The following is a 26,615-nucleotide window of genomic DNA, read 5'->3' as shown; positions in this document are numbered from 1 at the left end:
TTCTCCCTGGTCATTGTACGACATCGGGAAGCCTCCTCGCCGTCCAACTATTAATAGGAAATCATACTTCAAGGCCAGTGGATTTTTCGCCAGACTGCATCTTCATTGCTGACTACTCAAGGCGGCAAAGGGAGGCTGATCCCGGAGGAGAATCACATAGCACTAAAAAAATCTTTTCTCGCTTGACGGCTCTTCTCTTTATCCTTTATAGTGAAGCAGCCAGCAGCTTGACACAATGACCCTATCTGGTCATAGAGTCAGCACGCAGAGGAGTAAAGCAACGCCTTGACGAATATCCATGACACATCAGGCAGCCTTCCAAGAAGAACCAGCAAACGAGAGGAACGCGCGCAGCGTATCCTCGATGCTGCATGCAAGCTTATGTTACGCTATGGATATACGAAAACTACCGTTGACGATATTGCACGCGAGGCTCAGGTCGCAAAGGGAACCATATACCTCCATTGGAAGACACGCGAAGAGCTCTTCATGACGCTCGCCATTCGCGAAGGACTAGAAGCAACGCTGGAGATGCTACAACTCATTGGGGATGATCAGTGTGGCGCACAACTCAGTCGGATGGTACGACATGGACTCACGGTCGTACTACGCCGTCCGCTTGCTCGCGCACTCTATCTGAACGATGCTGCTATGCTTGGCGAACTGCTTCGCCTACTTCCAGAGCACTCTAATGGCCTCCTGCAAGCCAAAAATACCGTCTGGCAACAGATGATCATGACTCTACGAGAGAAAAATCTGTTACGCACTGATACTAGCCCTGAACAACAACTACATATTTGCAGCTCAATTATCATAGGCTTCATTACCTGCAATAGTTATCTCCCAACAGAGATGCATAGGCCCCTTGAAGAGACGCTGGACTCGTTAGAATTAACTATTCAGCGCACTCTGGAACCCGAACAGCCCCCCAATCCTTTGATGCTAGCCGAAGTAAGGCAGACCATTCAACAACTGCATACGAGCTACCTACAGACAGCTCAGGCCTGGTTCCGTCAGGAAATCCAATGAGATTTGACTTCCCTCTCCATTCCAGGATCACTCATAATTGACGCACCATTTCCACAATCGTTCACAATGCATATGGATGAAGAGAGAAGCATCTTCAGGATAGAGTGCGACCTTAATATAGCCAGAAGGGCTTTTGTGTCGTACAATAAAACGAGGTGCAGGCGAAAGAACATTTTAAGCCATGCGACTTGCATCTCCCGCTAATCGGATAGCACTGAACTCTTCTAAAAGATTTATTGGCAGATGACAACACAAAAACCTTTCAGCGATACCATCATCGAGGCCACCACCTATCTCCGACATGCTGATCCCGTGCTGGCCCAAGCCATAGAGCGCGTTGGTCCCTGCACACTTATGCCAGACCCCAATATCTTCGAGGCTCTGGTCGACGCCATTATCTCACAACAAATCTCAATTCCCGCAGCTGACACCATCATGGGTCGCTTGCGTCGCCTTGTACCAGAGAATCGTATCGAACCTCATACCTTGCTTCCGCTCACACATGACGACCTGCGTGGAGTGGGACTCTCAAACGCCAAAGCGCACTATATCCAAAGCCTCCTGGAGCATATTACCAGCGGACAGCTTCATCTCGAAACACTCGATGCTTATGACGATGAGGAGATTATCCAGCAGCTATGCGCAGTCAAGGGCATTGGCAGGTGGAGTGCTGAGATGATTCTTGTGTTCTGCCTTGGGCGTCCCGATGTGCTACCTGTCGATGATCTTGGCTTTCAAGAAGCTGTTCGCCAGGTTTACGGCTTATCAGAACGACCCAAGCCGCGAGACTTACGCATGCGGGGCGAGTGTTGGCGTCCCTATCGCACATTCGCGACCTGGTACCTCTGGGCCTGGAAAGAGCGCCTGAATGGCAAGCATCGACCACGCACCAGAATAGTATCGCTTTAATCATGCAAAATTCATTGGAAACCTGGGCGGACGAACGGCTATCCCCTAAAGAGAGTATGCCTGGCGACGCCCTTGTTCTCATAAAACAAAAAGGCTTGTAGTATGCATACATCCGATACCCCCGAGAACTACTACGCCATACTAGGCGTGCCCATAGATGCAGATAATGATACTCTCAAGCGAGCGTATCGCCAGCTAGCGCGCCGCTATCATCCCGATCTAGCAGGCCCAGAGGGCGCGCTACAAATGAAGCGCATCAATCGCGCTTACTCTGTTCTTAATGATGCCGAGCAGCGCCACAAGTACGATACCATCATCGGTGGAGTGGTTGATTTACGGGGCACAACACGCCCTCGCGTGCGTCCACGGCGCTTTGAGCAACCAGTCGAGGAGGAATTCGAGGGGTTGAGTATCTTCAGTACGAAGGGTCCCTTCCGTACTGGTGTCTCTCTGCGTAGCAACGTTGGCGTCATATCCGCGCTCAATGGTCGTCAGACCAACACGCACGAATTACTCATCGTTGGTGGCTCCTTCGATGGAAAAGGCACGCTCTGGCAGATCGCCCACAATACTGTCAAAGGGCAGCCAATCTCGTTTGAGATTGACCCAGAAGCAACGGTAGAATCTCTGAGAGAACTCCGTCTCTCAGAAGCGGGTTCGCTCCTGGCAGGCTGGGGGCGTCTCTCGCTTCACGTCTGGGATACCCACTCAGGGCAACGGCTCTGGAGTTACCCCCTGGAACAGCGCGCGGTCTCCGCACCATATTCTATCGATATGGCCCTAAGCGTAGAAGCGGATGGCACGCGCCAGGCGCACATGGCTTTACCACTGTTGCCTACGGATATTAAAGCACCGCGCGCCTGGGGAGTACGCGGCACTGATATCCAGAGACAGAATTTAGGCAAAGGTCCGGAACTCAGCGCGCCGCCACTGCCATGCCTGGAGGAGAATATTGAGCAGCGAAGCTTCTGGGCCATTCGTCTACGTGCTCTCTCCTATGATGCACGTCGCCTGCTCACCCTTTCTTGTGCCCAGGTCGCAGGCAACTCACATCAGGTTGTCATCGCTCGTCGCTGGGACCTGACCACCCAAAACCGCTCAAAAGTACTAAGGCCACAAATTATCGATTCACTGGAAGTTGGCAACTGTGAAGAATGCGCGCCCCCCTACATTGCCAGCTTTGACGCACGCCTCGCCATCTTCACCTATCAGGGAAATAAACTCCGCATCTGCGATATAGCAAGTGGTACCTATAGTGAATTGCCAACAGGGGCTATGGGCAGTAGTGCGCGGCTCGCTATATCGCCCGATTGTCAGCTTCTGGCGGTCGCTCGCGAGGACAGCGAGATCAGCGAGGGAGTCATCGACATCTGGTCACTTGCAACTGGACAACTTGTGCAGAAGCTCTACCATCCCTGGCAGATTAGCGCCCTTAATTTTACTGACCACTACCTGCTCGTTGCCCTGACAGATGGAACTATCCACATATGGAATCAGTAGTTACTGTTGCTTTTGGACCAGCGATACGTTTTATAAAAGAGGTTGGACAAAATGTGACACCCATTGTGTAGGAGAAAAGAGGCCCTATAGTATGCAGCTTTCCGTAGTTGTACCCGTTTATAATGAGGAGAAAACAATATCGACAATGCTTACCAAACTGGCTGAGGTAGCAATCGATATGGAAGTAATTGTTGTTGATGATGCTTCAACTGATCGCACCTGGGATATTCTTCAGGAATTACGCCAGCAATCCCCTTTCGACACATTTCGCTATGTACGCCATGAGCACAACCAGGGCAAAGGCGTTGGTCTTCGTACCGGCTTTGGCCTTGTCACAGGTGAGATGGTAACGATTCAGGATGCGGATATGGAATATGACCCACAGGACCTCCCTGCTCTGTTACGCAAGTGGGAAGAGGGGAAAGCACAGGGGCTCACACATATCGCAGTCTATGGCTATCGAGATCTCTCACAGCAGAAGTTCACCACGCGCTGGGGAAATCGCTTCCTGACAGGCGTGACAAATCTCCTCTTTGGTAGCCATATCCATGATATGGAAACATGCTATAAGATGTTTCCAGGCTCCATTGCCAAAGCCTTACCAATGGAGGGGCGACGCTTCGAGATCGAGCCAGAGATCACCTCGTGCCTCCTACAGGCAGGATATACCATTCTCGAAGTACCGATTAGCTACTTCCCACGCCAGGATAAGAAGTTAGCACCCTGGAAAGATGGTTGGCCTGCTCTGGCAATGTTGTTGAATCGCCGCTTTGGCAAGCCATTCCAGGAGCCCAGCCCGGTCGTGCAGGAAGAATCAGTCACAGTCTAGGAACATTGTATCTCTCATATTATTTGTACACTCATGCGAGCACAATACATAACTAATTTCATGTTCTGCTCGCCCCAAGCCATCTTACCAGGGGCTTCTCAGCGTCGGAGGTGCTTCCCAGGATAGGGATGTAACATAGCATATAAGTCGACCAATCTGCTATGCTACATCCTTGTCCTCTACCACCACCATTGACGGTGAGAGGTCACAAACCAATACAACTTCATAGAGAGCAAAAGGACTTATCATGAAATGTACGCATTGCGCAGCCGAAGTGGCGGAGCGGACGGAGAGATGTGGTGTGTGTGGCGCGCAAGCCTCAGAGACGCACTCTACTTCAAGCCCTTTCTCATACCTCCCAGCGGGAACACCTGCCTGGCCGCTTACAATTCCCGCATATTCAACAGGGGCCAGCATAGCCGCATCCCATGCGGTCATCTCACCAACATCTATTCCAGCGAGCAAGACGCAACAAAACTGGCTGCTTCTTTCGCTCATACTGCTGCTTATACCTATAGTGGGGGCGAGCGCAACCTACGGTGCGCTGCGCTGGCGGAGCACCGCCAATCTATCTCCCCCTACGCTTCATCCAAGGGCTACGGCAAATAGCCAAGCAACACCAATCACCACCAGCCATAGCCCAGTGCTGACCACACCAACATCCTTTCAGACCGCAAGTGATACTACTATCAATATGGCCTTGCAATATCCCGCCAACTGGAAGGAAAGTACTCCAGATAAAAGCGATACTCAGTCTTCACTCACGATCTCCTCACCTGACCTTGGCATCCAATTTGCGGTACTCCGCTTCAGCGAAAGTGCCTCACCTGCCATTGGAAGTCCCAATGATCTCAATGAGCGGATCTTGAGCGAGCTAAACATTAACCAGAACGTGTTACAGATCCAACCTACTCAGACTATTAGCGCACAGCCTCAAATCGCGGGGCAGATATGGCAACAGAAAGAGGGGCTGGTCATTATGAGCAATGGGAGCAAGGTCCATGTCAACGCAATCACCGTGCGTTATAACAACGCCTACTACAATATCCAGATCTACACGCCCGAAGATATCTACCAGCAAGCCTTGAAGACCTACCTGCAACCAATGTTAGACTCGCTCCATTTCCTCTCATAAAGAGTTACAACACAAAAGAGAAGGGGCTCCGCCAAATGACGGAACCCCTTCTCCTATCTCAGGACCATGCTTCGCGTATGCTCAGCGTACTAGATCCTAGTACTCAGGCATCGCGGGAGCGGCAGCCTTCTCCTTCTCAGGAAGGTCAGTGATGAGGGCCTCGGTGGTCAGGATCATCGCCGCAATGCTGGTCGCGTTCTGCAGAGCAGTACGCGTTACCTTGGCAGGATCGATGATACCAGCCTCAACAAGATCGACATAGGAGTCATTCAGCACATTGTAGCCGATATGCTGGCTGTTCTTCTCTTTCTGAGCACGGCGGACACCCTCGACGACCACTGAACCATCCTTACCACCATTGGCGGCGAGCTGGCGCAGGGGCTCTTCCAGAGCGCGGCGCAGGATAGACGCACCAGTGGCAGCATCACCCTCAAGCTTCAGATTATCCAGAGCAGCAACGGCATTGACCAGAGCAACACCGCCACCAGGGACGATACCCTCTTCCACACCGGCGCGGGTCGCGGAGAGCGCGTCCTCCACGCGGGTCTGGCGGTACTTCAGCTCGACCTCGGTGCCAGCACCAACCTTAATAACCGCGACACCACCAGAGAGCTTCGCCAGACGCTCCTGGAGCTTTTCGCGGTCGTAATCGCTGGTGGTCTCACCAATCTGAGCCTTGATCTGACCGATGCGGGCTTGGATCTCAGCAGGCTCACCGCGACCCTCGATGATCGTGGTGTTGTCCTTGGAGGAAGTAACCATGCGAGCTGAACCCAGATCGTCCAGGGTGGCGCTATCGAGGCGGCGACCCACCTCTTCACTGATCACCTGACCACCAGTCAGCACAGCGATGTCTTGCAGCATCTCTTTGCGGCGGTCACCGAAACCAGGAGCCTTGACAGCCAGCACGTTGATAATGCCGCGCAGCTTGTTGACGATTAGAGTCGCCAGGGCCTCGCCGTCAACATCCTCAGCAATGATCACGATCTCGCGGCGACCCTGCTGCACAATCTGCTCGATCAGGGGAAGGATATCCTGAACCGCGCTGATTTTCTTGTCGGTGATGAGGATATAGGGATTCTCGATGTTAGCTTCCATCTTCTCGGTATTGGTCGCGAAGTAGTGTGAGAGATAGCCTTTATCGAACTGCATGCCTTCAACGAACTCGGTCTCAAAGTTGATGCCGCGTGACTCCTCAACGGTAATCACGCCATCTTTACCAACCTTGTCCATAACGTCGGCAATTAGCTCACCAATCTGCTCGTCCGCCGCCGAAATAGAGGCAATCTGAGCAATCTCTTTCTTGCCCTCAACAGGGATCGCGAGCTTGCGCAGGTACTCGACAATCGCCTCGGTACCCTTATCGATACCATACTTGAGCTGCATGGGGTTCGCGCCAGCGGCAAGGTTCTTCAAGCCCTCGGTCACAACGGCCTGAGCCAGAACGGTCGCGGTCGTGGTGCCATCACCAGCAACATCGTTTGTCTTAGTTGCGGCCTCTTTGAGCAACTGAGCACCCATGTTCTCCCATGGATCTTCCAGCTCAATCTCTTTGGCAACGGTGACGCCATCATGGGTGACCGAAGGAGCACCAAACTTCTTGTCTAGAGCAACGTTGCGACCCTTAGGGCCAAGGGTGGTCTTCACGGCGCTCGCCAGCGTATCAATGCCCCGCTTCAGAGCACGACGCGCCTCATCGTTAAATACAACCTGTTTTGCCATAGCTCTAATCCGTATCCTTTTCTATCTCAACCAATTTGCAGTCCAACACACTAGCCAATGATGGCGAGCACATCGCTCTCTTTCAGCACCAGGTACTCATCGCCATCCAGCTTGAACTCAGTACCGCCGTACTTGGCGAACAGAACGCGGTCGCCTTCTTTGATCTCGGTACCAGCGCGCTCCCCATTGTCGAGCAGGCGACCATTACCAACAGCGATGACGGTCCCTTCCTGGGGCTTCTCTTTGGCGGTGTCAGGAATAACGAGGCCGCTCTTGGTTACTTCTTCTTTTGCCGCAGGCTTTACGACCACGCGGTCACCAACAGGACGAATCTTAGCCACTTCTTTGTCTCCTTATTCTTATTCGAAAACCTGAGCGCGTCAGCACTAGCTGTGACAGCAGCGTTGGTTTTCATATCAACCCTTAAACAGAGGTCTATGAAGCCAGCACTTCTAGCCGTCTTCAACCTTCCGACCAGGATACCTGACTGAGTGATACTGTGAATAATCGCAGCTACACGGTCCACCAGCAACGCAACCAACACAACAAAAAGTTTTGCCGTCTACAACCACTGGAGGCCAGAGAATCTCAATGTCGCAATTTGCGCAGTACGCGACCACCGGATTCTGAGGTGTTGGCGTGCTCTTCTCGCCTAGAAGCTGTTCGCGCTCTGCTGACATGATCCTCTTCTTTCAGCATAACTACTCTCAACGAATTCTCTGCAAGCGAGTATGCCATACCTATTGTTAGAAGCGCATAGGAAAACTATTAGAGAAACGTTAGAATTCGTCACACTCCACCCAGCGAATATGGGTTTACACATTCTTCTTCTCAGGCAGTAGGGTAGTAACAGAGGAACGAAGTGGAATATGATACAATGTCAGGGCGCAAGCGCGCAGGGGATAATCCTCTATCTTAATTGTCGGTATGTTAACGCGGCCTCGCGGTACATGCCGGAGCAAGGGCAAATACAATGACGTATATCGCGACTATTCAAGCACAAAAGCAGACGTTTCGGGTCGAGGCGGGCGAGGGTGAGGAGTGCCAGTCAGTGCAATTGGACGAACAGACCTTCCCCATCGATTGGCGACGCATCGCGTCACTCACTGGGGACGCCAGCGTGCAGAGCGGTGCTGGCGGTCACTTTAGCCTGCTTATTGACGGCCATTCTTATGATATCTATGCGCGCAGAATAACAAAAGTAGACCAGAAGGATAGCGAGACCTATGAGATCTTTATTAAGGGTCAGCGCTTCGAGGTCAAAGTCGAGGACGAGCGCACACGCCTGCTCTCAGGATTGGTAAAGGGCGCAGCCAATAGTGGTATAGCCTCGGTGAACGCTCCCATGCCAGGGCTGGTGGTAAGCGTTTCCGTTGAACAGGGCGCGAGCGTACAGGCAGGAGAGACAGTGGTGATCCTTGAGGCTATGAAGATGGAGAACGATCTGACAGCTCCCATAACAGGCACTATACAGGAGATCCGCGTCCAGAAGGGCCAGGCCGTTGACCAGAACGAGGTCCTGGTTGTCATCGCAGGCGAACAGGAAGACTAACAATCGCAGAGAATACAAAGGAAGTGACCAGCAGGGGTGTCGCATCCTTAGCGATACCTCTGCTGGTCACTTCCAGTGGTGGGCAAAGTGGTGGGTTCAATTGTAAATGGAAAAAGTATTCTCTATAAATCCAGTTGCACGGTCTATTTGTACTCCCGGTTAACTGTCCTGAGACAGTATACATAGCATATCGCATAATACCAAGAAAAATGCCTATCAAATAGGTATTAATTAACCACCAGATAGCTATCAGTATGTCATACAAAACATTCGCCAACGCAGCCTGAACGATGGCTAACATCGCCGCCGCATAGCTTCTTCTTCAAGCGGAGCTTATGTCGCTCCATACCTGAGCGCACCAGGCATCATAGAGAAGGCGAATGGCTGACTTTTGCCAGAGCAGCCTGGTTTTAGGGCTGACATCTTATGGCTCCCTCTTGTATATCTGAGAACGAAAGACACAAAAGAGAGTGTAGAAGCTAACATTGAAAGAGCTCTGCACTATTTCTGCTAGTCCCGGAATAAATACAACGCGGTATGGTATAATGCCAAGTGGTATGCAATAAGGAGGTCTGCTATGGAGCAGCACGTGAGTCGAAGCGCGGAGGAGTGGCACGAAACAACTCGGCGCAAGGCACAAGCAAAGTCAACGGAGCGCAAGTCAAGCTTCGAGACCAGTTCAGACATACCTGTACATCCCCTCTATACTGAAGAAGACACGCAAGCACTCAACCTACAAGAACGGATAGGTTTCCCCGGCGAATTCCCCTACGCCCGTGGTATTCATCCTGGTATGTATCGCTCACGGCTCTGGACGATGCGCCAATACGCTGGATTTGGGACCGCTGAGGAATCAAACCAGCGCTATCGCTACCTCCTCTCGCAGGGCACCACCGGACTCTCGGTCGCCTTCGACCTTCCAACACAGATTGGCTACGACGCAGATCATTCCCTCTCCGAAGGTGAAGTTGGCAAGGTGGGGGTATCGATCTCCAGCCTGGAAGATATGGAGACGCTCCTCTCTGGTCTGCCATTAGAGAAAATCAGCACTTCGATGACAATCAACGCGACAGCCAGTATCCTGCTCGCGCTCTATATCGCGGTCGCGAAGAAACAGGGGGTCGACCCACGCAAAATCTCGGGTACTATTCAGAATGATGTGCTCAAAGAGTATATCGCGCGTGGAACCTATATCTATCCCCCCGACACTCGATGCGTATCATCACAGATATTTTTCAGTATTGTACTGAGAACGTTCCACGCTGGAACACCATCAGCATCAGTGGCTACCATATTCGAGAGGCCGGCTCGACGGCGGCTCAAGAAATCGCTTTTACCCTCTCTAATGCGATTAGCTATGTACAGGCCGCGCTGGACGCTGGTTTGAATGTTGACACCTTCGCGGGTCAGCTCTCGTTCTTCTTTAACTGTCATAACAACTTCTTTGAAGAGATCGCCAAATTCCGCGCGGCGCGGCGCATGTGGGCGCATATTATGCGCGAGCGCTTTCATGCTCTGGACCCACGTTCGCAAATGCTACGCTTCCACACTCAGACAGCAGGCTCGACGCTTACTGCTCAACAACCAGATAACAACGTGGTTCGTACAGCCTACCAGGCAATGGCTGCGGCACTCGGCGGTACACAATCCTTGCATACCAATTCAAAGGACGAAGCCCTTTCCTTGCCGACCCAGGAATCGGCGCTCCTCGCCCTACGTACCCAACAAATCCTGGCCTTTGAGACTGGCGTGACAGACACAGTTGATCCTCTGGCTGGATCATACTATGTCGAGTCTTTGACAGCTCAACTCGAAGAAAAAGCCTGGGACTATATCCATAAGATTGATGAATTAGGCGGCAGTGTGCGCGCCATCGAGCGAGGCTATATGCAGGCTGAGATCGAGCAAGCTGCTTATGATTATCAACTTGCCCTGGAGAAGGAAGAGACAATTGTGGTTGGCGTTAATCGCTTTACCCGGCAAGAGGAGACGCAAGCCGAACTTCTGCGCGTTGACCCTGAGATTGGGCGCCGCCAGGCAGCCAGGCTACAGGCACTACGCCTGCGACGCGATAACGAACTGGTGCAACAATGCTTGCAGGCACTTGAGCAGGGTGCGAAGGGAAGTGAGAATGTTATGCCACTCATTATCGCGGCGGTTGAGTCCTATGCTACACTAGGAGAGATCAGCAATTCGCTGCGCCACGTCTTCGGGGAGCAGCGCGAGTTTCGCAGTTTCGAGTAGCTTCGTAGTAAGACTATTGGAGACATCCAGGTTTTTACATGAACATCCATAACACAATTCAAAATATCAATCATGCGGAAGAGCAGCACCCGGAGGTTCTCGACGGGATTGATGCGGTCTCTTCCGCTTCCCATACCCAGCTCGTTGAAGATACGCAACGAGAACACGCCTATGCCCCCATCGGGGTATATGACTCGGGAGCTGGTGGGCTAACGATTCTCTCGGACTTGCGAGAGCTGTTACCACACGAAGACTTTGTGTACTTTGCCGATACCCGTCACTGCCCCTATGGCATGCGCAGTAAGCAGGATCTTACAGAGCTAGCGATACAAGCCAGCCGCTTCCTACTGGAATGCGGAGTCAAGTTGATCGTTGTAGCCTGTAACACCGCTTCTCAGGCTGCACTCGACGCATTGCGTGCTACCTTCCCAGAGGTACCCTTTGTAGGCGTGGTGCCAGCGGTCAAGCCTGCGGCTCGCCTGACACGCAAGAGGCGCATCGGAGTCGCCGCGACGAATAGCTCGGCTCAGGCTGAGTATTTACAACAACTCATCACAGACTTCGCCGAGGGAGTCGAAGTATATGCCCAGGGGTGTCCAGAGTTGGTCACACTTGTTGAGAGGGGAGAACTTACAGGACCGGAGGTTGAGGAGGTCCTGCGCAGCTCGCTTGCTCCACTCCTCCAGCACGATATTGATGTACTTGTCCTTGGCTGTACCCACTTCCCAGCCTTGAAATCCGCGATTCAACACGTAACTGGTCCCGATGTGCAAATCATCGATAGCGGTGCTGCTATTGCCCGTCGTACTCGCACCATTCTCGAACGAGATGGAATCCTCCATCCCACTAATCAAGAATGGGCCGAGCAGGGAACTCTACAAGTATGGTGTAGTGGAGATGCAGCGATATTCTCGACTACAGCCAACCAGGTGCTCGGTTATCCCGTCACCGCCTATCCAGCAACCTGATTTTGAAAGGCAGGAGCATGTCTAATACTCTTACCCCTGGCATTAACCCTACATCGTTACCACCAAAGACGCTACGCATTCGCATAGCACGCTATATATCAACTATTCTCTCGCCCATCACGGTCTCTATCCCAACAGCACTGCTGGTCGCTCTCTATCGCGCGCAAAACCAGCTCCAGGCCATTGGCTATACACTGCTTACGCTGCTTTTTGTGACCGTTGGTCCTATGCTATACATCCTGATCGGTGTCAAGCTTGGTAAATTTACCGATATGGATGTTAGCCAGCGCTCGCAGCGGTTCGGCCCCTTTATCGTCAGTCTCCTCTCTATTCTAGCGGTCTTTGTTCTGCTCGCATTTCTTCAGGGTCCACATACACTTCGAGCCGCACTCTTACTGACATTCTTCCTTGGTCTACTGATGATGCTGGTCACACTCTGGGGACACTGGAAAATCAGCATACACGCCTCATCACTGGCAGGAGCCGTCACGCTACTGACCGCACTCTATGGGCAGATCGTACTGCCGGCTTATACGTTGGTTGTGCTAGTTTGCTGGTCGCGCGTAGTGTTGCGTCGTCATACCCTGGGGCAGGTCATTGCTGGCTCACTTGTCACAATCCTGCTCTCCGCACTAACCCTGGCCCTATACGGTATTTAAGGCCAATATCTAGCGAGGACAAGCTTGAAAAACCAATAAAACAGGCATATTTGCGTCACCATATACGGAAAAGGTAGAATAGAGAAGGTTACCACTATTGATCATAGCCTCTCGAAAACCTGAGCATGAGTGGCGCTGGTTTTCGTCAGACCTTAGGCTACAGGGCCACAATGATGTGACCCCACGCAGAGGAGAAGTTGCATGAGTGAAAAGATTCCGGTTATTGTGGGCGCGGCAAGGACGCCAACTGGTAAGTTTCTTGGTCACCTTTCAGGCTTCAGCGCTCCCCACCTGGGAGCAATCGCGATAAAAGAGGCCGTCAAAAGAGCGGGCATCGATCCACACAGCCTCGACGAAGTTATTATGGGCAATGTTGTGAGTGCAGGCGAAGGGCAAGCGCCAGCTCGGCAAGCCATGTTAAAAGCCGGGCTCCCAGATGATCTGCCTGCCTTTACTGTTAATAAGGTGTGCGGCTCTGGACTCAAAGCAGTAATGCTGGCAGCGCAGGCCATACGAGCTGGAGATGAAACGGCCTTTGTAGCTGGCGGTATGGAGAGTATGAGCAACGCCCCATATCTACTCCCAAAGGCACGTACTGGCTACCGCATGGGAGATGGCAGGCTACTCGACGCGGTTGTACATGATGGCCTCTGGTGCGCCTTCGAGAATATCCACATGGGGAATGAGGCCGAAATCATCGCCGAAAAATTCAACGTCACACGCGATGAGCAAGATGCGCTGGCGCTACGTAGCCACCAGCGAGCAGCAGCAGCCACAGCAGAAGGACGTTTTAAAGATGAGATCGTTCCTGTTGAGGTACAACAGAAGAAAGAAACGATCCTTATTGATACCGACGAACCCATTCGCAGCGATACATCCCTAGAAGCATTAGGACGCCTGGCAACAGTTTTCCAGCCCGAAAACGGCACGGTAACTGCGGGAAACGCACCTGGGCTGAGTGATGGTGCTTCGGCGACAGTAGTTGTGGATCAGAGCTTCGCGCAGGCGCAGGGTCTTCCTATCCTGGCTCGCATCACAGGTTATGCCTCGGCAGCGATCACACCACGCTATATCTTCGCCGCCCCCACACGAGCGGTCCGGCGTCTATTGGAGCGTACCGGCATGCAATTGAGCGATTTTGACCTTATTGAGGTCAATGAAGCTTTCGCCGCGCAGGCGCTCGCCAATGGAAAAGAACTAGATTGGGATTGGGAGAAAGTGAATGTCAATGGCGGGGCCATCGCCCTTGGACATCCCATCGGCTCTAGTGGCTCACGCGTCCTCATCACTTTAATCCATGAGTTACGCCGACGCGGCGGTGGGCGAGGGCTGGCAACACTTTGCCTGGGCGGTGGCGGCGCAGTCGCGCTCTCAGTTGAGGTATAAGAGATTCAGACAAAAAGCCTTCATGCCGAGGCTTTTTGTCTGTTAGCAACAGTGCCGCATCAGTGAATTTGTATCCTTCCACCTCTGATTTGCGTGTTAGAGCCATTAGTCTTGTGAAGCGCAGATAAGTAGCTTACGGAAGGGATTATTATTCTAATGCAGCAAACATTTACCACGCAGCCAGGAAGGAGTTCCACGCTCAAGATGGCGGGACCCTATATTCTGGCATTTGGCGTGCTACAGATCTTGTTTGTCGTTGTTAGCGCGTTCGTTCCGGGTCCCCCCTGCTGTGGGGTATCCTCAACCTCGTTTTGTCAATCGCACTCTTCGCTTACGCAGGCTATCAAGTAGCCCGCGTGACTGGTAAGGCCGCGACCGGAACGATGGTTGGCTTCTGGACTGGCCTCTTCGGTGGCCTGATAGGCTTTGTTGCCTCGCTGATCCAGATCATCCTCTCGCCTAATGTGGTGCGTCAGGCCACGCAGATAATGATGCAACAGAATAGCACAACACAGAACCTCAGTCAGGGAACCGCTCAGGCTATTGTCTTCTGGACCATGGTATTCTTGATGGTTCTGGGCTGGGCCTTCGCGATTGGCCTGGGCAGCGCCTCGGGAGCCCTTGGCGGCGTATCTGGTCGAGGCAAAGTTCACCCTGTTAACGAGACGCCAACCTACGGAAGTACGCCCCCTGTCGAGACCACAAGCCCACCCATTGAAGAAACAAGCCACACCGAGAGCGTTCGCCCCGCCGGGGAGGCATCAACGCCTCCTGAGGCTCGCCCAACTGAGCCGGAAGTACGCCCGGTTAACGAGCCACCAAAGAACGAGCCTCAAGTGTAGGCAAACCGATAAGATGGAGGGTACACAGTGTGTTGCCGTGTACCCTTCTCCCTTTTTATGACGCGCGGCGCTGGCGAATGACAACCAGTAACACAGCTGTCAGGCTTCCAAGCACAAGCGCGAAAACAGTCCAACCATAGACAGTGCTATAAGATGAGTGCGTAATTCCCAGCCCAAAGAGCGGAAAGAGCACAATCATCGCCAGACTGAAAAGCCCCGTCTGAAATGAGAGCACAGTAGCGCGCTGAACCTCAGGACTACGCTGATTGACATAGGTGCTAATAGCTGGATAGAGAACAGCTATTGCGGCCTGAAAAAGCACAAGATAGCCAAACAGGCTCAGGTATATCTGAGGCAGCATCATTAAAAGCAGACCAACAACCTGAGCAAGCACCCCTAATGCGATAAGCCAGCGCTCCGGTACACGACGGATAAGAATTGGGGACAGAGCCGTGTAAAGGAACTGCGTCAGGCCACCTAGAGCTAAAATCAGGCCAATGGCGCTGAGCGTGAACCCCTGATCATGAAGCTGCAATTGCACAAAGAAGTAGATCGTGGTACCACAACTCTCCGTCAGACCGGAGATCAGGATTAAACCCAATAGCGCTGGCGAGCGCCAGACTGCCCGCCAACCTTCTCCCACATGCGCCAGGGCATTGACACGCTTTTCGGATTTCTGGGCTTCTATCCCTTCGGGCAGTAGACAGAGCGGGATGATAGAGAGCAGCGAGATGAGCGCACTACCAATAAAGGGAAGAGTCTGCATAATATCACCCAGGTAGCCGCCAAGCGTTGAGCCAAGCATCTCACTCACCAGGCTTATCATCAGTGTCCAGCTCATGAACTTGCTATATAGGCGAGCATGATTATCCGAATTGGCATAGCCAGTGATAGTCCAGAGCAGAGCATCATTTGCACCACCAAGGAACGCATAAGCGATGCCAGAGAGAGTAAAACTCAAGAGCATCATGGGCACCGAAGGGGTCAGAAAGAGCAGACTATCAACCGCCCCCAGCAGACAATACAAGATCAGGCTTTTGCGTCGTCCAAGCATATCAGCAAAGATGCCAGTTGGTACCTCAGCTACAAACTTTGCAATATGGAATGTCATCTCAAAGAGACCGAGCACAAAGGGGCTGTATCCACGCGAGGCCAGATAGATCATCCAGATGGCACTTGTCAGGAGCACGCGGGAGGTAGCAGTATAACCAAAGTAGGCCGCAAGCCAGCGTTTCCAGGGGCGGGCGATGTCTCCTGAGGCGGGCTGATTAGTCATAGATGGTTCAAGTAATGAGTCGTTCATAGTCGTCGGGTACTCCCTCGAATTGAATAGGCAAACTAAACAGAAGAGTAAGGTTTGAGAGAGAACCTGGCGGACAGGCCATGCGAGGAAAAGATGGCCGAATCACTTGCGGAACGCACACGCAATGAGCGATGGAACAAGGGAAAGAAACATAGCAAGGAGCAAGGCAAGGGAGCAATATAACGCCTCACAGGATAGAGCTATCCTACGGAGTTAGTAGCTCGGCACTAAAGCTTTCTACAAAAACCAGACCACTTACATAGCTAGCAAGCACAAGTTTTTGAGATGCCTACTTCTCGCCGCATAAGCGCTGCGCCAGGCTTATGCGGCCACCACATGGCCGAGACGGGGTGGATTGAGGTAATGATGTGCCATTCTTTCGGCGCTGGCGCGCGTCACGAAGTGGCGTATCTGTATAGTATTCATACTGTTGAGAATACCATGCAAAAAGGAGTCAGGTCAAGCCTTTCTTCACAGAAACGCTCAAAGCCTTTTAGGCGCTAGACAAGATGCTCTGTAGCCAGGCCTCCCAGCACATATAGAGACAGTCCCTACAGGAAAGTAGAAATCCTGGCAACATGCTGGTATGGTACAATAAAGGAGATGTGGACAGAAGAGCGTAGATCATTTACGCGCACATCCGCCTTTTTCGTGCCTGTACTCATAGAGGAGAGCTTGCAAAGATGCTTGAGCAGAAATCAAACGAGTTGGAATCGCCAGTAATACAGCAGGGAACGCTTTTTGATAAAGAAGAGCTAGAACGCCTCCAGACTCAGCGGACAGTCTGGGAGGAGACGATGGTCAAGAAGTCGCTGGAGCGCATTCCTGAACGCGAGAACTTGATCACGACGTCGGGTGTGCCCATTCAACGCTTGTATATGCCCTCCGACGTACAGGGAACCGATTATCAACGCGACATCAGTTACCCCGGAGTCTACCCCTACACACGCGGCGTACAGCCAACTATGTACCGCGCCAAGCCGTGGACAATGCGCATGTTCGCGGGCTTCGGTACCGCCGAGGACACCAATAAGCGCTTCAAGTATCTTTTGCAACAAGGGCAAACTGGCCTCTCTGTTGCCTTCGACATGGCAACGCTGTATGGCTATGACACTGACCATCCATCAGCGGCAGGTGAGTTTGGCAAGTGCGGCGTCGCGGTCTCCTCGCTGGCGGATATGGAGATTCTCTTTGATGGCCTGCCACTAGACCAGATTACCACTTCTATGACTATTAATAGCCCTGCCTCCGCAATCTGGGCCATGTATATTGCCAACGCGGAGAAGCGAGGCTTCCCAATGGCAAAACTAGGTGGAACGCTTCAGAACGATATACTCAAAGAATATAGCGCTCAAAAGGAATTTCTCTTCCCACCTGAACCATCGTTACGCCTAGTCGTAGATACCATTGAATTCGGCACACGCTACATGCCACGCTGGAATACTATCAGTATCAGTGGCTATCATATCCGCGAGGCGGGCGCTACAGCGATACAGGAGCTTGCCTTTACGCTCGCCGATGGGCTGGCATACGTTGATGCTGCTCTGCAACGCGGCTTGAACATTGACGATTTCGCACCCCGGCTCTCCTTCTTCTTCGATGTGCATAACGATTTCTTTGAGGAGATTGCCAAATTCCGCGCTGGTCGCCGCCTGTGGGCCCGCCTGATGAAGGAGCGCTACGGAGCGAAGGACCCGCGTTCGATGATGCTACGCTGCCATGCCCAGACGGCAGGCGTCTCATTAACAGCCCAGCAACCCGAGAATAACATCATGCGCACCACCATCCAGGCCCTGGCTGCTGTGCTGGGTGGCACAAACTCACTGCATACAAATTCACTGGATGAAGCGCTGGCCCTACCAACCGAGAACGCGGTCCTGCTCGCGCTACGCACTCAACAGATTATTGCCTCTGAGAGCGGAGTTACCAATACGGTTGATCCTCTGGGTGGCTCATACTTCATCGAAGAGCTAACGGATCGGACCGAGCGCGAAGCGCTGGCATACATCGAACGGATAGATGCTCTAGGTGGTGTGCTCCCCTGCATCCAGAATGGTTTCTTCCAGCGCGAGATTGCCGAGTCCGCCTATCGCTATCAACAAGAAATTGATCAGCACAAGCGCACGATAGTTGGCGTCAACGATTATGTCATCAAAGAAGATATCAAGGTGCCAACACTCTACGTAGACTACGAGGGAGAGAAGGCTCATGTGACCCGTCTTCAGCGTGTGCGCCGTGAACGCAACAACGCCGCAACAACCCGCGCACTGGAGCAGTTGAAGCGGGTAGCGGAGGGAACAGAAAATACCATGCCTGCCATCCTGGAGGCCGTAAAATCATACGCAACCCTGGGCGAGATCATGGACGTTTTCCGTAGTGTCTTTGGCGACTATATGGAACCTGCTGTCTTCTAACCTCTCTAATAGAGAGCATCCTAGCGAGATAAGGCAGATTGCCTGAGGCGCAAGACTTTGTACCTGATCGGCCCAGAGTGGTACAATGTCTTGCGCCCTTTCTATGCGCGCGAGTGAAACTGAGTACACCAGAACGGAAAGAGGGTACATGGGAGCAGCTAGCGGTGCTGGCGGTCGAGCTCTCGCGTTATATCTCAACTAAACTTTTGATATCTAGGCTTTTGACAACACATAGAAAGCTGTTTTCATGCAGAGAATGCAAGGGATCATCAAAAGGCAAGGCTTGACTGAAGAAGAATTGGAAGATATCGCGCAATTAGCGCGGCTCTGTCAGCGACACGATAGCACCCAGGTACGCATCGACATTGAAGAATTGCGCCGACATGGTGGATTGGTCTGTCAATGCCTACTCTACTATGATGATGGTGTCCTGATTGGATGCCTGACATTATTCGGGTTGGGGTTGGGAAAGCGCGAGATCACTGGGATGGTCCATCCAGACTATCGCCGACGCGGCATCTTCCGTCACCTCAGTCAGGTTGCCCAGGCCGAATGTGACAACCAGCATATAGAAGAAGTGCTTCTGATCACCGAAGAGGTCTCGAAAAGTGGAAAAGCTTTCGTGGCTTCAACTGGTGCCACCTTCCAATTCGCCGAGCATGAAATGGTCTTACGCCAACTGCAAACTGGAAATGCCTTTGATGAGCGCCTGCTGGTTGAGCCCGCCCGCGATGGAGATATCGAGCGCTACCTCCAGGTACTCGCTGAAAGTTTTGGTACTTCCATCGAGGCGAGGCGACCAATGGTGACGTTGTTCTGGCACAATCCGAAGTTTCGCTTCTACCTGGCAACTCTCGGCGAAGGAGAGGTTAGCTGTCGAGAGCCTGTAGGTTGCCTGCGAATGGAGATCAACGAGGCATTGCAGCGAGTTGGCATCTATAGTGTCGGCATCGTTCCAGCCTACCAGGGGCGCGGCTATGGGCGTCAAATGCTGGAGGAAGCAATACGCTCCATTCCAGAGCGCGACAAGAAGACAATCACCCTGGATGTAGAGACAGACAATCAGCCCGCCTTCCGTCTCTATAGCTCCTGTGGCTTTCAAATCAAGCATACATATGCTTACTATCGTCTAAACGGAACGCTAGCAGCTAGCCCATAAGCGCGGCACTACCGTAGAGAGCGGGCCTACCACTACACAATATGAATTACGAGGCAGGGATTTATAGTTATGCGCTGGTTAGAATTAACCGTCAAGTCTCATCCCGACGCGGTAGAGTCGGTAAGCGAGCTTTTGAGCCGATACACCACTGAAGGTGTGGTCATGGAGGATCCTATTGAACTGGTCGAAGAGGGGCAAGCATACAGAATTCGCCCAGGTGAACCAGTGCTAATCCACGCGTACACACCGATGGATGGCACTGAAGAAGAGGTTTGCCTGCGGGTACGTGAGGGTCTCTGGCACTTTCGTAGCATCGGCGCGCACTATGTCAGTGATTTACAAACACGCGCGGTCGCGGAGGAAGACTGGGCCAATGCCTGGAAAGAGTACTACCATGTAACTCTGATTGGTGAGCGTCTAGTCATTCGTCCATCGTGGCGTGAGTACACTCCCAAAGATGATGAAGTGGTGCTAACACTCGATCCAGGAATGGCCTTCGGCACAGGTCTCCATCCTACGACGCGCATGTGCCTGGAACAGATTGAGAAACGTGTTCGCCCAGGCATGCGAATTCTTGATGTCGGGACAGGCTCTGGAATCCTGGCAATAGCGGCAGGCAAGCTAGGCGCGGAGTCGATCTATGCCATTGATAATAGTAGCGTGGCAACGGAGAGCGCACGCGAAAATGCCGCTATGAACGATCTGGGGGAGCGCATACAGGTGGAACTGGGTGAACTGAGCATGGAAGAGGCAAAACGCCGAGAGGGCCAGTACGATCTGGTCATCGCAAACATCTTTGCGGAAGTCATTGGCTCTATCGCCCCCCAACTGGCAACAACCGTCGCGCCTGGTGGCTTGCTTGTCGTCAGTGGCATCATCAAGACACGCCGCCCTGTCGCGGAAGGACCTCTGCTAGCAGCAGGTCTGGAGCTGGTTGATGAATCTATTACATTGCAGGATGAGGAATCCCTAGCAACGAAAGATGAAGCACTTACATCTCCCTGGCTAGCACTCGTCTATCGTAAGCGTCCATAATCCTCTTACGCGAAACCCAACGCTACTGTCATGGCTAGCGCGAACGCCTGGTCCGAAACATTGAGTGCGCTACGCCCCATATGGAGACCAACGCTAGCCGACGTTCAAGAGCCGTTGGGTTTCGGTCCCAATGATAATGCGCTCTAGGGATCGAAAGGCATTAGCACGAATAATGAGGTTATATGCACCGTTTCTTTGTAGAAGGCCAGGTCGAACCTGGGCTGCTCAAACAGCAAGGCACAAGTATCTCACTACCAGATAATCTGGCACATCAGGTACGCGATGTCTTACGTCTGGCCCTGAATGAGCGCCTGGTGCTGCTAGATAATAGTGGCGAGGAAACCCACTGCGCTGTGCGCAAGAGCACACGCAGCGAAGTCATTGTGGAAATCTTAGAGCGTCTACGCGGCGTGAGCGAGTCGCCAGTCGAGATAACACTTTGCCAGGGCTTGCTCAAATCCGCACGCTTTGAATGGATTCTGGAGAAGGGTACCGAACTAGGAGTAACCACCTTCGCGCCAACAACCTGCCAGCGCTCTATGGCAGGACTCTCCGAGGCGGGTAACGCCAAGCAGAAACGCTGGCAACGCATCATTCAGGAAGCGGCTGAACAGTGTGGTCGCTCACGCATCCCCACATTACAACCTATTCGCCCACTTATGCACATGCTCGCTGATATTCCAGATGGCACCCTCGCTCTGATGCCCTGGGAAGAGGAGCGTAAGCAAACGTTGCGCACCACGCTTCGAGAGGCAATGACGAACTATGACGAAGCTCCAACTCACCACTTCAGAATTATGCTCTTCATCGGCCCCGAGGGTGGGTTAACGCAGGAAGAAATCATGATGGCACGGCGACAGGGAGCTACAATTGTCACGCTTGGCGAGCGCATCCTGCGCGCTGAGACCGCCGCCATCGCCTCAATTGCCAATATTATGTACGAGGTCGAAACCACACTCAAGGGAAAATCACTGAGCACCTCCTTGCATTGACCGGGATAAGAGCTTCGTGCTAAGATAGCTCAATACGTCTATCAATAACATCTAGCGATTCTTCTGCTAGTTTTTGCGAGCAAGTCAGTATGGAGCATGTAGTACCCGGCGCGCTTCGACGCCTGCGGGCCACCGATATCATCAGTATGGCGGGGTTGGCGGCGGCAACACGTGGGCAGGAGCATGCTCGCCTGGGTGCAGTCCAGACCCCCAGGCGTCACCTAGCACGCTTGAGCGGCCTCGTCAATCTCTCCACGCCCGTTGAGAACGAAGCAACCGAAGAGGAGAGCGAAGCACTTCCATCCATGCCAGACGACCATGGCTGCTACCAGATTACTGTCGAGCTACAGGGAGCCATGCGTTGGGAAAGCACCTGTACCTGCGGCGCCCCCGCGCTTCCGCTCTGTGAACATGGCGCGGCTCTCCTCTATGAATGGCTGGCTCATCCCGGAGCCTTCGTGACGCCCGACACAACACGGCAAGTTCCCTCGCGTGAAGAGCCTGCGGAGCAAGTGACTCTTTCTCCTAACGTGCGAAACACTACACATACCACCGCGCCTTCGAGCGAACCTATCCGCGCTGGCAATCCATCACGGGCCAATGTCATGCTTCAGACACAAGTCAGTGTAGGAAGCTTACAGGAGATTCTAGAGCAATTAAGCATCAGCGAATTACGCATTGTGGCACGCTCCCACGATATAGTCACAAACACTTTGAGTAAACCTCAGATTATAGAAGCCCTGCTTACATCCATCGCACGCCCTGAAGTAATACGGAAAAGCGCGGCAACGCTGGAAAAACAGCAGAGGCAATTGCTCGCGGCCCTATGCCTTACTGGCTCAACGATGACCGATGAAGAGCTTAGGGGGCTCTTTGAGCGCTTCGCGCTAGGACAGCCTGCGCACTATCAACGTATGCTAAGCGAGCTACAGGCTCGAGCCCTGCTCTTCCGCACTAGCCTAAACAGCACTTCGATCTCACGCACCATCCAGAACGGCGGGATGGTTGAGATTGGCTGGTTCGTGCCAGCCGAGGTTCGCAGCGCGCTCCGCGTGACAGTTCCCATTACACCCTACGAGCCTCCCCAGGAAGATCAGGCCGAATCCCCACGCATGCGCAGCATGGAGCCTGGACGCTTACTCTCTGAATTGCTGCTAGTTGCACGCTCACTGGATAACATGTCATTAGAGGGAGAGGGAGACTGGCTAGAGATTTCAGACGTGCTACAGGCAGAACTCTTTGGGGTGCCCGGCGCTTCTGTGTCAGATGGAGCATTCACAATTGGGGGGACAAGTGATGCTCCATCTGAGGAACTGATAGAACGTCTACAACAACATTTACCCCGCCAAAAAACCTTTCTACGTTTCGCACTGCGCCTGCTGCGTCTGGCGAAACTCCTATACCGCGATTCCACCGGAAAGCATATACGCATCCAGGCTCAAGTACCAAGCTATTTCCTGGATGATGGCTGTATTGAAAGGGCGCGCGAACTATTCGCACTCTGGCTCAAGCACTCCTCGCTTGACGAGCTACTCAGCCTGCGCGAGGTTGGCTCGCGCCTGCGCTGCCGAGCTACCTCACTCCAGCAGCCAATCTTACGACCCGGCGAGCTAGAAGGGGAGAACGAAGAGGCACGACGTACACTCCTGGCGCTACTAGCCCAGACCTCGCAGGGCCAATGGATCAATTTTGCCGCCTTCGCGCGCTTCGTCTATCGCCTCAATCCCCTCTTTCTTCAGGGGCGCCAGCGCTATTTCTCCTCACCGCACTGGTGGTTTGAACAGCGCGAGGGGCGACCGCTCAAGCCATTACATGCTGGCGACTGGCAGCATGTAGAGTATCACTATTTGGCGCAATGCATCCAGGGACCACTCTACTGGTGGGGTATCTGTGATATCATCACTGCACCTGACGGGAAATTGCTTGCGTTCCGCTTAACCCCACAGGCTAACTGGCTCCTCAAAGGAGACGCACCTTCCGCCGAAATAGAGCAGATTCGCCAGCGTCGGCTTGCGCATGTGCTGAAAGTCTCAGACTCGCAAGAGCTATTGGTTCCTGTACATCCCTCGGTCTGGCCCATTATTGAAACCCTGGAACGCTTTGCCGAGTCACAGGGAACAAGGCGCAATTCGCTTTGTTATCGTCTAACACCACGCGCGCTGAGCCAGGCCTTACGCCAGGGACATCGCGTCGAAGAACTTGTCACCCTCCTGCATCAGATCGCGCGACGCGAACCCAATCTGGCTGAGACCCTTAAAGAGGTTAGCACACGCATCGAGCGTATGCACGCGAGCTATGGGCGTACACGCTTCTATACCCACATACCTCTACTTGAGGTCGCCGACAATATGGTCTTGCGCGAAATCGAAGCCACCACCACCCTCAAAGAGCAGATCGTACGCGCCCTCAACCCCACCACATTTGTGCTGTCTTCAGAGGGAGTAGCACCACTTATTGATGATTTGAAGCGACGGGGCAACACTCCCCTCGTACATGAGGGGAACGCCGATGAAACAGAGTGATCTCGACCTGTTACGCACAATTCCTATCTACCATCTGCATACTATTGCCAGGATGAGACAGGTTACCTTAACCGGGGCCACACCTGGCATCAATACTAATGCTGATGCCTCCGAGTCAGCGGAACTAGACGAAATCGCACGCCAGCTTTTTGAGCCAGAGACACTTCACACACTCTTGCAGAACTTATCTGAGCATGAGCAGGCGATCATACAGGAATTACTCAACTGCGGCGGGAGAGCAAATAGCCGCGACTTGGCGCTCTATTTTAATAGCGCCGGACTAGTACCCAGTCGAGAGCAGGGGGATGAAATAGAACTCCATTTGGGCGAAGAAAGCAGAAGAGGTATCATCCATTATCCCCCAGCGCATCCACATGGTCTCTTTGAGCAAGCACTACGCGCACTGCTGACACAAGGCTTGCTCTTCTGGAACAAACCAGGAAATCTGGGAGAGCGAGATTATGCCAGTGGCACATATGATGGTATTGTCGTTGTTCCCCCAGGTGTACACGCCGCTGGAGAAATGCTCTGGCAAACGAACAACAACCCGGACGCTTCACAGCTAGAGAACGAAAATGAAGCAACCAGCTATGAAATAAGCGAGCAGGCTCGTCGCTTACAACGCCGCCTTTATCGCTATTGGTCAGCAGTCAGTGAGGCGCGAGATGGCCTGACTATACTCAATAATGGCTTCCTGTCACGCTCATCATGGCGCCTCATTATGGCGCGAATCGCCGAGGGGGTAGCTGAACATGGGCGACCAGAGAATGAGATCCCCAGTCTGCTTTTCCTGCGTTTGCTAGCACAAAAGCTTGGCATCCTGCACGCACATGATGGAGTGCTCCAAACAGGAGATGCTGATGCTTATTTCGCTCTTCCTCTGAGCGAGCGCGTCAAACGCTGTTATAATCTAGCGCTTGATGGGACGTTCTGGAACGAGATTGCCCATCTACCAGATATCAATGTGCGTCCAGGGCCTGGACCCATGACAAAGGCACAGCCTGAAATTGTACGCTCGCGACATGCGGTCGCGGAACTGGTGGCGCGCGAAAAGCCGGGCATATGGCACAGCCTGTCAGGCACTATCGCTCGTACACGCCTCTACGAGCCATATTTGCTCTTCCCACGCCAGCAGGCAGGTTCGCACATTGACCGCTACTCTAGCGAATGTAATATCTATGGTTGGGACTTTCGCCTCCAACGAGGCTGGCTCACGCATCGCGAAGGCTGGTACATGGTCGAAGGCGGTTTTGTTCGCACTGTGATCACCGGGCTCCTGAACTGGCTTGGCGTCGTCGAACTGGATATCAACCTGGACAGTGAAGATCCTCCTACATCCTTTCGCCTCACCCCATGCGGTCTCGCCCTTCTTAAAGAATACCCTCTACGGGAAGAAGAGCAACAGGGACGGCTGATCGTACAGCCAAACTTTGAGTTGGTGGCTCTAGAACCAGTCTCAGAAGCACTACTCGTAGCGCTGGACCGCTTCGCCGAGCGCGTCAAACTGGAATATATCGCGCAGTATCGCCTGACACGCGCCAGCGTAACCCAGGCGATCCAGCGAGGACTCTTCGTCGATGCGATCCTACGCACACTCGAACAGGCAACTCACAATGAACTACCACAAAATGTCCGCTATACATTGCTGGAATGGGAACGGCAAGCACGACGCATTGAGATCCATCGCGACACGACACTATTAGAAGTTGAAGAGCCTGGCATACTCGACGCCTTACTAGCAGACGAGCGAGGGCGGAATCTGTTTGGTCAACGCCTCTCGCCAACATTGGTAATAGTCGCCGCAGATCGCTTGCCAGAGGCGCAAGAGTTACTCTGGGAAAAGGACTACTTACCCGCTTTGAGTACCACCTCAACGTCACAAACTGAAGCGGAACCACAGTGGCGCTTACGTGAAGATGGCTTGCTTCAGCCACTCTATGGCGTGCTCAATTTCTACAGTGTCAGATTGGCCGAGCGCTTCTGCGAGCGCGACCAAGATACCGGATGGCTACGCTTGAGCGAGGCTTCCTTGAAACAGGCACGCGAACAGGGTTTAGCGCTCGAAGAAATCCTACGCCTATTGGAAAGCCATTGCATAGAGGGCATTCCCGGGTCCCTGCTCGCACGCCTCAAAATCTGGGGCGGAGGCTACGAAGGGCAACCCACAATTCGCGTTGAGCACGCGCCACTGCTGGCATTTTCAGAACCCATGCTACGCGATCTTGCCCAGGATACAGAGATTCAGGCCCTGCTAGGACCGGCAATCGCGGCAGAGCAACGCCTGGTGCATGTCGAAGAGAAGCATCTAGAACACCTGCTTCAACTCCTTCGCGAGCGTGGCTTTGAGATAGAATAGGACCAACCTCAACACGCGCAAGACGACGCTTACATCGGACTTCTCTGATCCAATAAAAA

Annotated in this window: 20 protein-coding genes and 1 pseudogene; 17 read left to right on the top strand and 4 right to left on the bottom strand. The window is 53.0% G+C overall.

Annotated elements, in window-relative coordinates:
* Positions 1 to 285 precede the first annotated feature (285 nt).
* The 5 genes from K3T82_RS14415 (at position 286) to K3T82_RS14395 (ending at position 5,402) form a co-directional block, all read left to right on the top strand.
* Positions 286 to 1,029 carry a TetR/AcrR family transcriptional regulator gene (locus K3T82_RS14415; protein WP_220194138.1) on the top strand — a complete coding sequence of 248 codons (744 nt, stop codon included), beginning with the start codon at positions 286 to 288 and terminating at the stop codon, positions 1,027 to 1,029.
* 243 nt (positions 1,030 to 1,272) lie between these two features.
* Positions 1,273 to 1,938 carry a DNA-3-methyladenine glycosylase family protein gene (locus K3T82_RS14410; RefSeq protein ID WP_220194137.1) on the top strand — a complete coding sequence of 222 codons (666 nt, stop codon included), beginning with the start codon at positions 1,273 to 1,275 and terminating at the stop codon, positions 1,936 to 1,938.
* A 102-nt stretch (positions 1,939 to 2,040) separates the two neighbouring features.
* Positions 2,041 to 3,438, top strand: a complete 1,398-nt coding sequence (locus K3T82_RS14405) for a DnaJ domain-containing protein (protein ID WP_220194136.1) — start codon at positions 2,041 to 2,043, stop codon at positions 3,436 to 3,438.
* Between the two features lie 91 nt (positions 3,439 to 3,529).
* Positions 3,530 to 4,267, top strand: coding sequence for a glycosyltransferase family 2 protein (locus K3T82_RS14400; RefSeq protein WP_220194135.1), 738 nt, complete (start codon positions 3,530 to 3,532; stop codon positions 4,265 to 4,267).
* 247 nt (positions 4,268 to 4,514) lie between these two features.
* Complete coding sequence (locus K3T82_RS14395) at positions 4,515 to 5,402, top strand: hypothetical protein (protein ID WP_220194134.1); 888 nt, start codon at positions 4,515 to 4,517, stop codon at positions 5,400 to 5,402.
* Positions 5,403 to 5,498: 96 nt separating this feature from the next.
* On the opposite strand, the gene groL is transcribed toward K3T82_RS14395, so the two are convergent.
* The 3 genes from groL to K3T82_RS14380 all read right to left on the bottom strand — a co-directional run bounded on the left by groL (position 5,499) and on the right by K3T82_RS14380 (position 7,804).
* Positions 5,499 to 7,124, bottom strand: a complete 1,626-nt coding sequence (groL, locus tag K3T82_RS14390; protein ID WP_220194133.1) for a chaperonin GroEL — start codon at positions 7,122 to 7,124, stop codon at positions 5,499 to 5,501.
* A gap of 50 nt (positions 7,125 to 7,174) precedes the next feature.
* A complete protein-coding gene (gene groES, locus K3T82_RS14385) occupies positions 7,175 to 7,465 on the bottom strand; it encodes a co-chaperone GroES (protein ID WP_220194132.1) in 291 nt (96 codons plus the stop codon).
* Between the two features lie 111 nt (positions 7,466 to 7,576).
* A complete protein-coding gene (locus K3T82_RS14380) occupies positions 7,577 to 7,804 on the bottom strand; it encodes a hypothetical protein (RefSeq protein ID WP_220194131.1) in 228 nt (75 codons plus the stop codon).
* Positions 7,805 to 8,097: 293 nt separating this feature from the next.
* Here K3T82_RS14380 and K3T82_RS14375 point away from each other — a divergent pair, with 293 nt between their 5' ends.
* The 6 genes and pseudogenes from K3T82_RS14375 to K3T82_RS14350 all read left to right on the top strand — a co-directional run bounded on the left by K3T82_RS14375 (position 8,098) and on the right by K3T82_RS14350 (position 14,775).
* Complete coding sequence (locus K3T82_RS14375) at positions 8,098 to 8,676, top strand: biotin/lipoyl-containing protein (RefSeq protein WP_220194130.1); 579 nt, start codon at positions 8,098 to 8,100, stop codon at positions 8,674 to 8,676.
* A gap of 577 nt (positions 8,677 to 9,253) precedes the next feature.
* Positions 9,254 to 10,920 (top strand): annotated as a pseudogene (locus tag K3T82_RS49915) (acyl-CoA mutase large subunit family protein).
* Between the two features lie 38 nt (positions 10,921 to 10,958).
* Complete coding sequence (gene murI / locus K3T82_RS14365) at positions 10,959 to 11,888, top strand: glutamate racemase (protein WP_220194129.1); 930 nt, start codon at positions 10,959 to 10,961, stop codon at positions 11,886 to 11,888.
* Positions 11,889 to 11,905: 17 nt separating this feature from the next.
* Positions 11,906 to 12,547 carry a phosphatase PAP2 family protein gene (locus tag K3T82_RS14360; protein WP_220194128.1) on the top strand — a complete coding sequence of 214 codons (642 nt, stop codon included), beginning with the start codon at positions 11,906 to 11,908 and terminating at the stop codon, positions 12,545 to 12,547.
* A 201-nt stretch (positions 12,548 to 12,748) separates the two neighbouring features.
* On the top strand, positions 12,749 to 13,933 hold the full coding sequence (locus tag K3T82_RS14355) for an acetyl-CoA C-acetyltransferase (RefSeq protein WP_220194127.1): 1,185 nt from the start codon (positions 12,749 to 12,751) through the stop codon (positions 13,931 to 13,933).
* Positions 13,934 to 14,244: 311 nt separating this feature from the next.
* A complete protein-coding gene (locus K3T82_RS14350) occupies positions 14,245 to 14,775 on the top strand; it encodes a hypothetical protein (RefSeq protein WP_220194126.1) in 531 nt (176 codons plus the stop codon).
* Between the two features lie 55 nt (positions 14,776 to 14,830).
* Here the strand turns inward: K3T82_RS14350 and K3T82_RS14345 are convergent, their stop codons facing one another.
* Positions 14,831 to 16,078 (bottom strand): MFS transporter, encoded by a 1,248-nt coding sequence (locus K3T82_RS14345; protein WP_220194125.1) that lies wholly within the window; start codon positions 16,076 to 16,078, stop codon positions 14,831 to 14,833.
* A gap of 683 nt (positions 16,079 to 16,761) precedes the next feature.
* On the opposite strand from K3T82_RS14345, the gene K3T82_RS14340 reads away from it, so the two are divergent.
* From K3T82_RS14340 to K3T82_RS14315, 6 genes are all read left to right on the top strand, one after another.
* Complete coding sequence (locus K3T82_RS14340) at positions 16,762 to 18,492, top strand: acyl-CoA mutase large subunit family protein (protein WP_220194124.1); 1,731 nt, start codon at positions 16,762 to 16,764, stop codon at positions 18,490 to 18,492.
* A gap of 247 nt (positions 18,493 to 18,739) precedes the next feature.
* A complete protein-coding gene (locus K3T82_RS14335; protein WP_220194123.1) occupies positions 18,740 to 19,651 on the top strand; it encodes a GNAT family N-acetyltransferase in 912 nt (303 codons plus the stop codon).
* A 69-nt stretch (positions 19,652 to 19,720) separates the two neighbouring features.
* Entirely contained in the window at positions 19,721 to 20,686 is a 966-nt protein-coding gene (gene prmA, locus K3T82_RS14330) for a 50S ribosomal protein L11 methyltransferase (RefSeq protein ID WP_220194122.1), read from the top strand.
* 182 nt (positions 20,687 to 20,868) lie between these two features.
* Complete coding sequence (locus tag K3T82_RS14325; protein ID WP_220194121.1) at positions 20,869 to 21,678, top strand: 16S rRNA (uracil(1498)-N(3))-methyltransferase; 810 nt, start codon at positions 20,869 to 20,871, stop codon at positions 21,676 to 21,678.
* A gap of 89 nt (positions 21,679 to 21,767) precedes the next feature.
* Positions 21,768 to 24,200: an SWIM zinc finger family protein gene (locus K3T82_RS14320; protein ID WP_220194120.1), complete on the top strand. Its 2,433-nt coding sequence runs from the start codon at positions 21,768 to 21,770 to the stop codon at positions 24,198 to 24,200.
* Positions 24,187 to 26,556, top strand: a complete 2,370-nt coding sequence (locus K3T82_RS14315) for a helicase-associated domain-containing protein (RefSeq protein WP_220194119.1) — start codon at positions 24,187 to 24,189, stop codon at positions 26,554 to 26,556. The genes K3T82_RS14320 and K3T82_RS14315 overlap by 14 nt, the downstream gene beginning before the upstream one ends.
* Positions 26,557 to 26,615: the final 59 nt, after the last annotated feature.

Source organism: Ktedonospora formicarum (assembly GCF_016587355.1).
Lineage (GTDB): Bacteria > Chloroflexota > Ktedonobacteria > Ktedonobacterales > Ktedonobacteraceae > Ktedonobacter > Ktedonobacter formicarum.
This window is presented reverse-complemented; position numbering and strand designations above follow the sequence as displayed.

Excerpts from the sequence above, each read along its gene's own strand:
- K3T82_RS14375 (WP_220194130.1), top strand. The coding sequence starts at position 8,098 with ATGACGTATATCGCGACTATTCAAGCACAAAAGCAGACGTTTCGGGTC.
- K3T82_RS14345 (WP_220194125.1), bottom strand. The coding sequence starts at position 16,078 with ATGAACGACTCATTACTTGAACCATCTATGACTAATCAGCCCGCCTCA.
- K3T82_RS14380 (WP_220194131.1), bottom strand. The coding sequence starts at position 7,804 with ATGTCAGCAGAGCGCGAACAGCTTCTAGGCGAGAAGAGCACGCCAACA.
- K3T82_RS14410 (WP_220194137.1), top strand. The coding sequence starts at position 1,273 with ATGACAACACAAAAACCTTTCAGCGATACCATCATCGAGGCCACCACC.
- K3T82_RS14400 (WP_220194135.1), top strand. The coding sequence starts at position 3,530 with ATGCAGCTTTCCGTAGTTGTACCCGTTTATAATGAGGAGAAAACAATA.
- K3T82_RS14355 (WP_220194127.1), top strand. The coding sequence starts at position 12,749 with ATGAGTGAAAAGATTCCGGTTATTGTGGGCGCGGCAAGGACGCCAACT.
- prmA (WP_220194122.1), top strand. The coding sequence starts at position 19,721 with ATGCGCTGGTTAGAATTAACCGTCAAGTCTCATCCCGACGCGGTAGAG.
- K3T82_RS14325 (WP_220194121.1), top strand. The coding sequence starts at position 20,869 with ATGCACCGTTTCTTTGTAGAAGGCCAGGTCGAACCTGGGCTGCTCAAA.
- K3T82_RS14320 (WP_220194120.1), top strand. The coding sequence starts at position 21,768 with ATGGAGCATGTAGTACCCGGCGCGCTTCGACGCCTGCGGGCCACCGAT.
- K3T82_RS14340 (WP_220194124.1), top strand. The coding sequence starts at position 16,762 with ATGCTTGAGCAGAAATCAAACGAGTTGGAATCGCCAGTAATACAGCAG.
- groL (WP_220194133.1), bottom strand. The coding sequence starts at position 7,124 with ATGGCAAAACAGGTTGTATTTAACGATGAGGCGCGTCGTGCTCTGAAG.
- murI (WP_220194129.1), top strand. The coding sequence starts at position 10,959 with ATGAACATCCATAACACAATTCAAAATATCAATCATGCGGAAGAGCAG.
- K3T82_RS14405 (WP_220194136.1), top strand. The coding sequence starts at position 2,041 with ATGCATACATCCGATACCCCCGAGAACTACTACGCCATACTAGGCGTG.
- K3T82_RS14360 (WP_220194128.1), top strand. The coding sequence starts at position 11,906 with ATGTCTAATACTCTTACCCCTGGCATTAACCCTACATCGTTACCACCA.
- K3T82_RS14315 (WP_220194119.1), top strand. The coding sequence starts at position 24,187 with ATGAAACAGAGTGATCTCGACCTGTTACGCACAATTCCTATCTACCAT.
- K3T82_RS14335 (WP_220194123.1), top strand. The coding sequence starts at position 18,740 with ATGCAGAGAATGCAAGGGATCATCAAAAGGCAAGGCTTGACTGAAGAA.
- K3T82_RS14395 (WP_220194134.1), top strand. The coding sequence starts at position 4,515 with ATGAAATGTACGCATTGCGCAGCCGAAGTGGCGGAGCGGACGGAGAGA.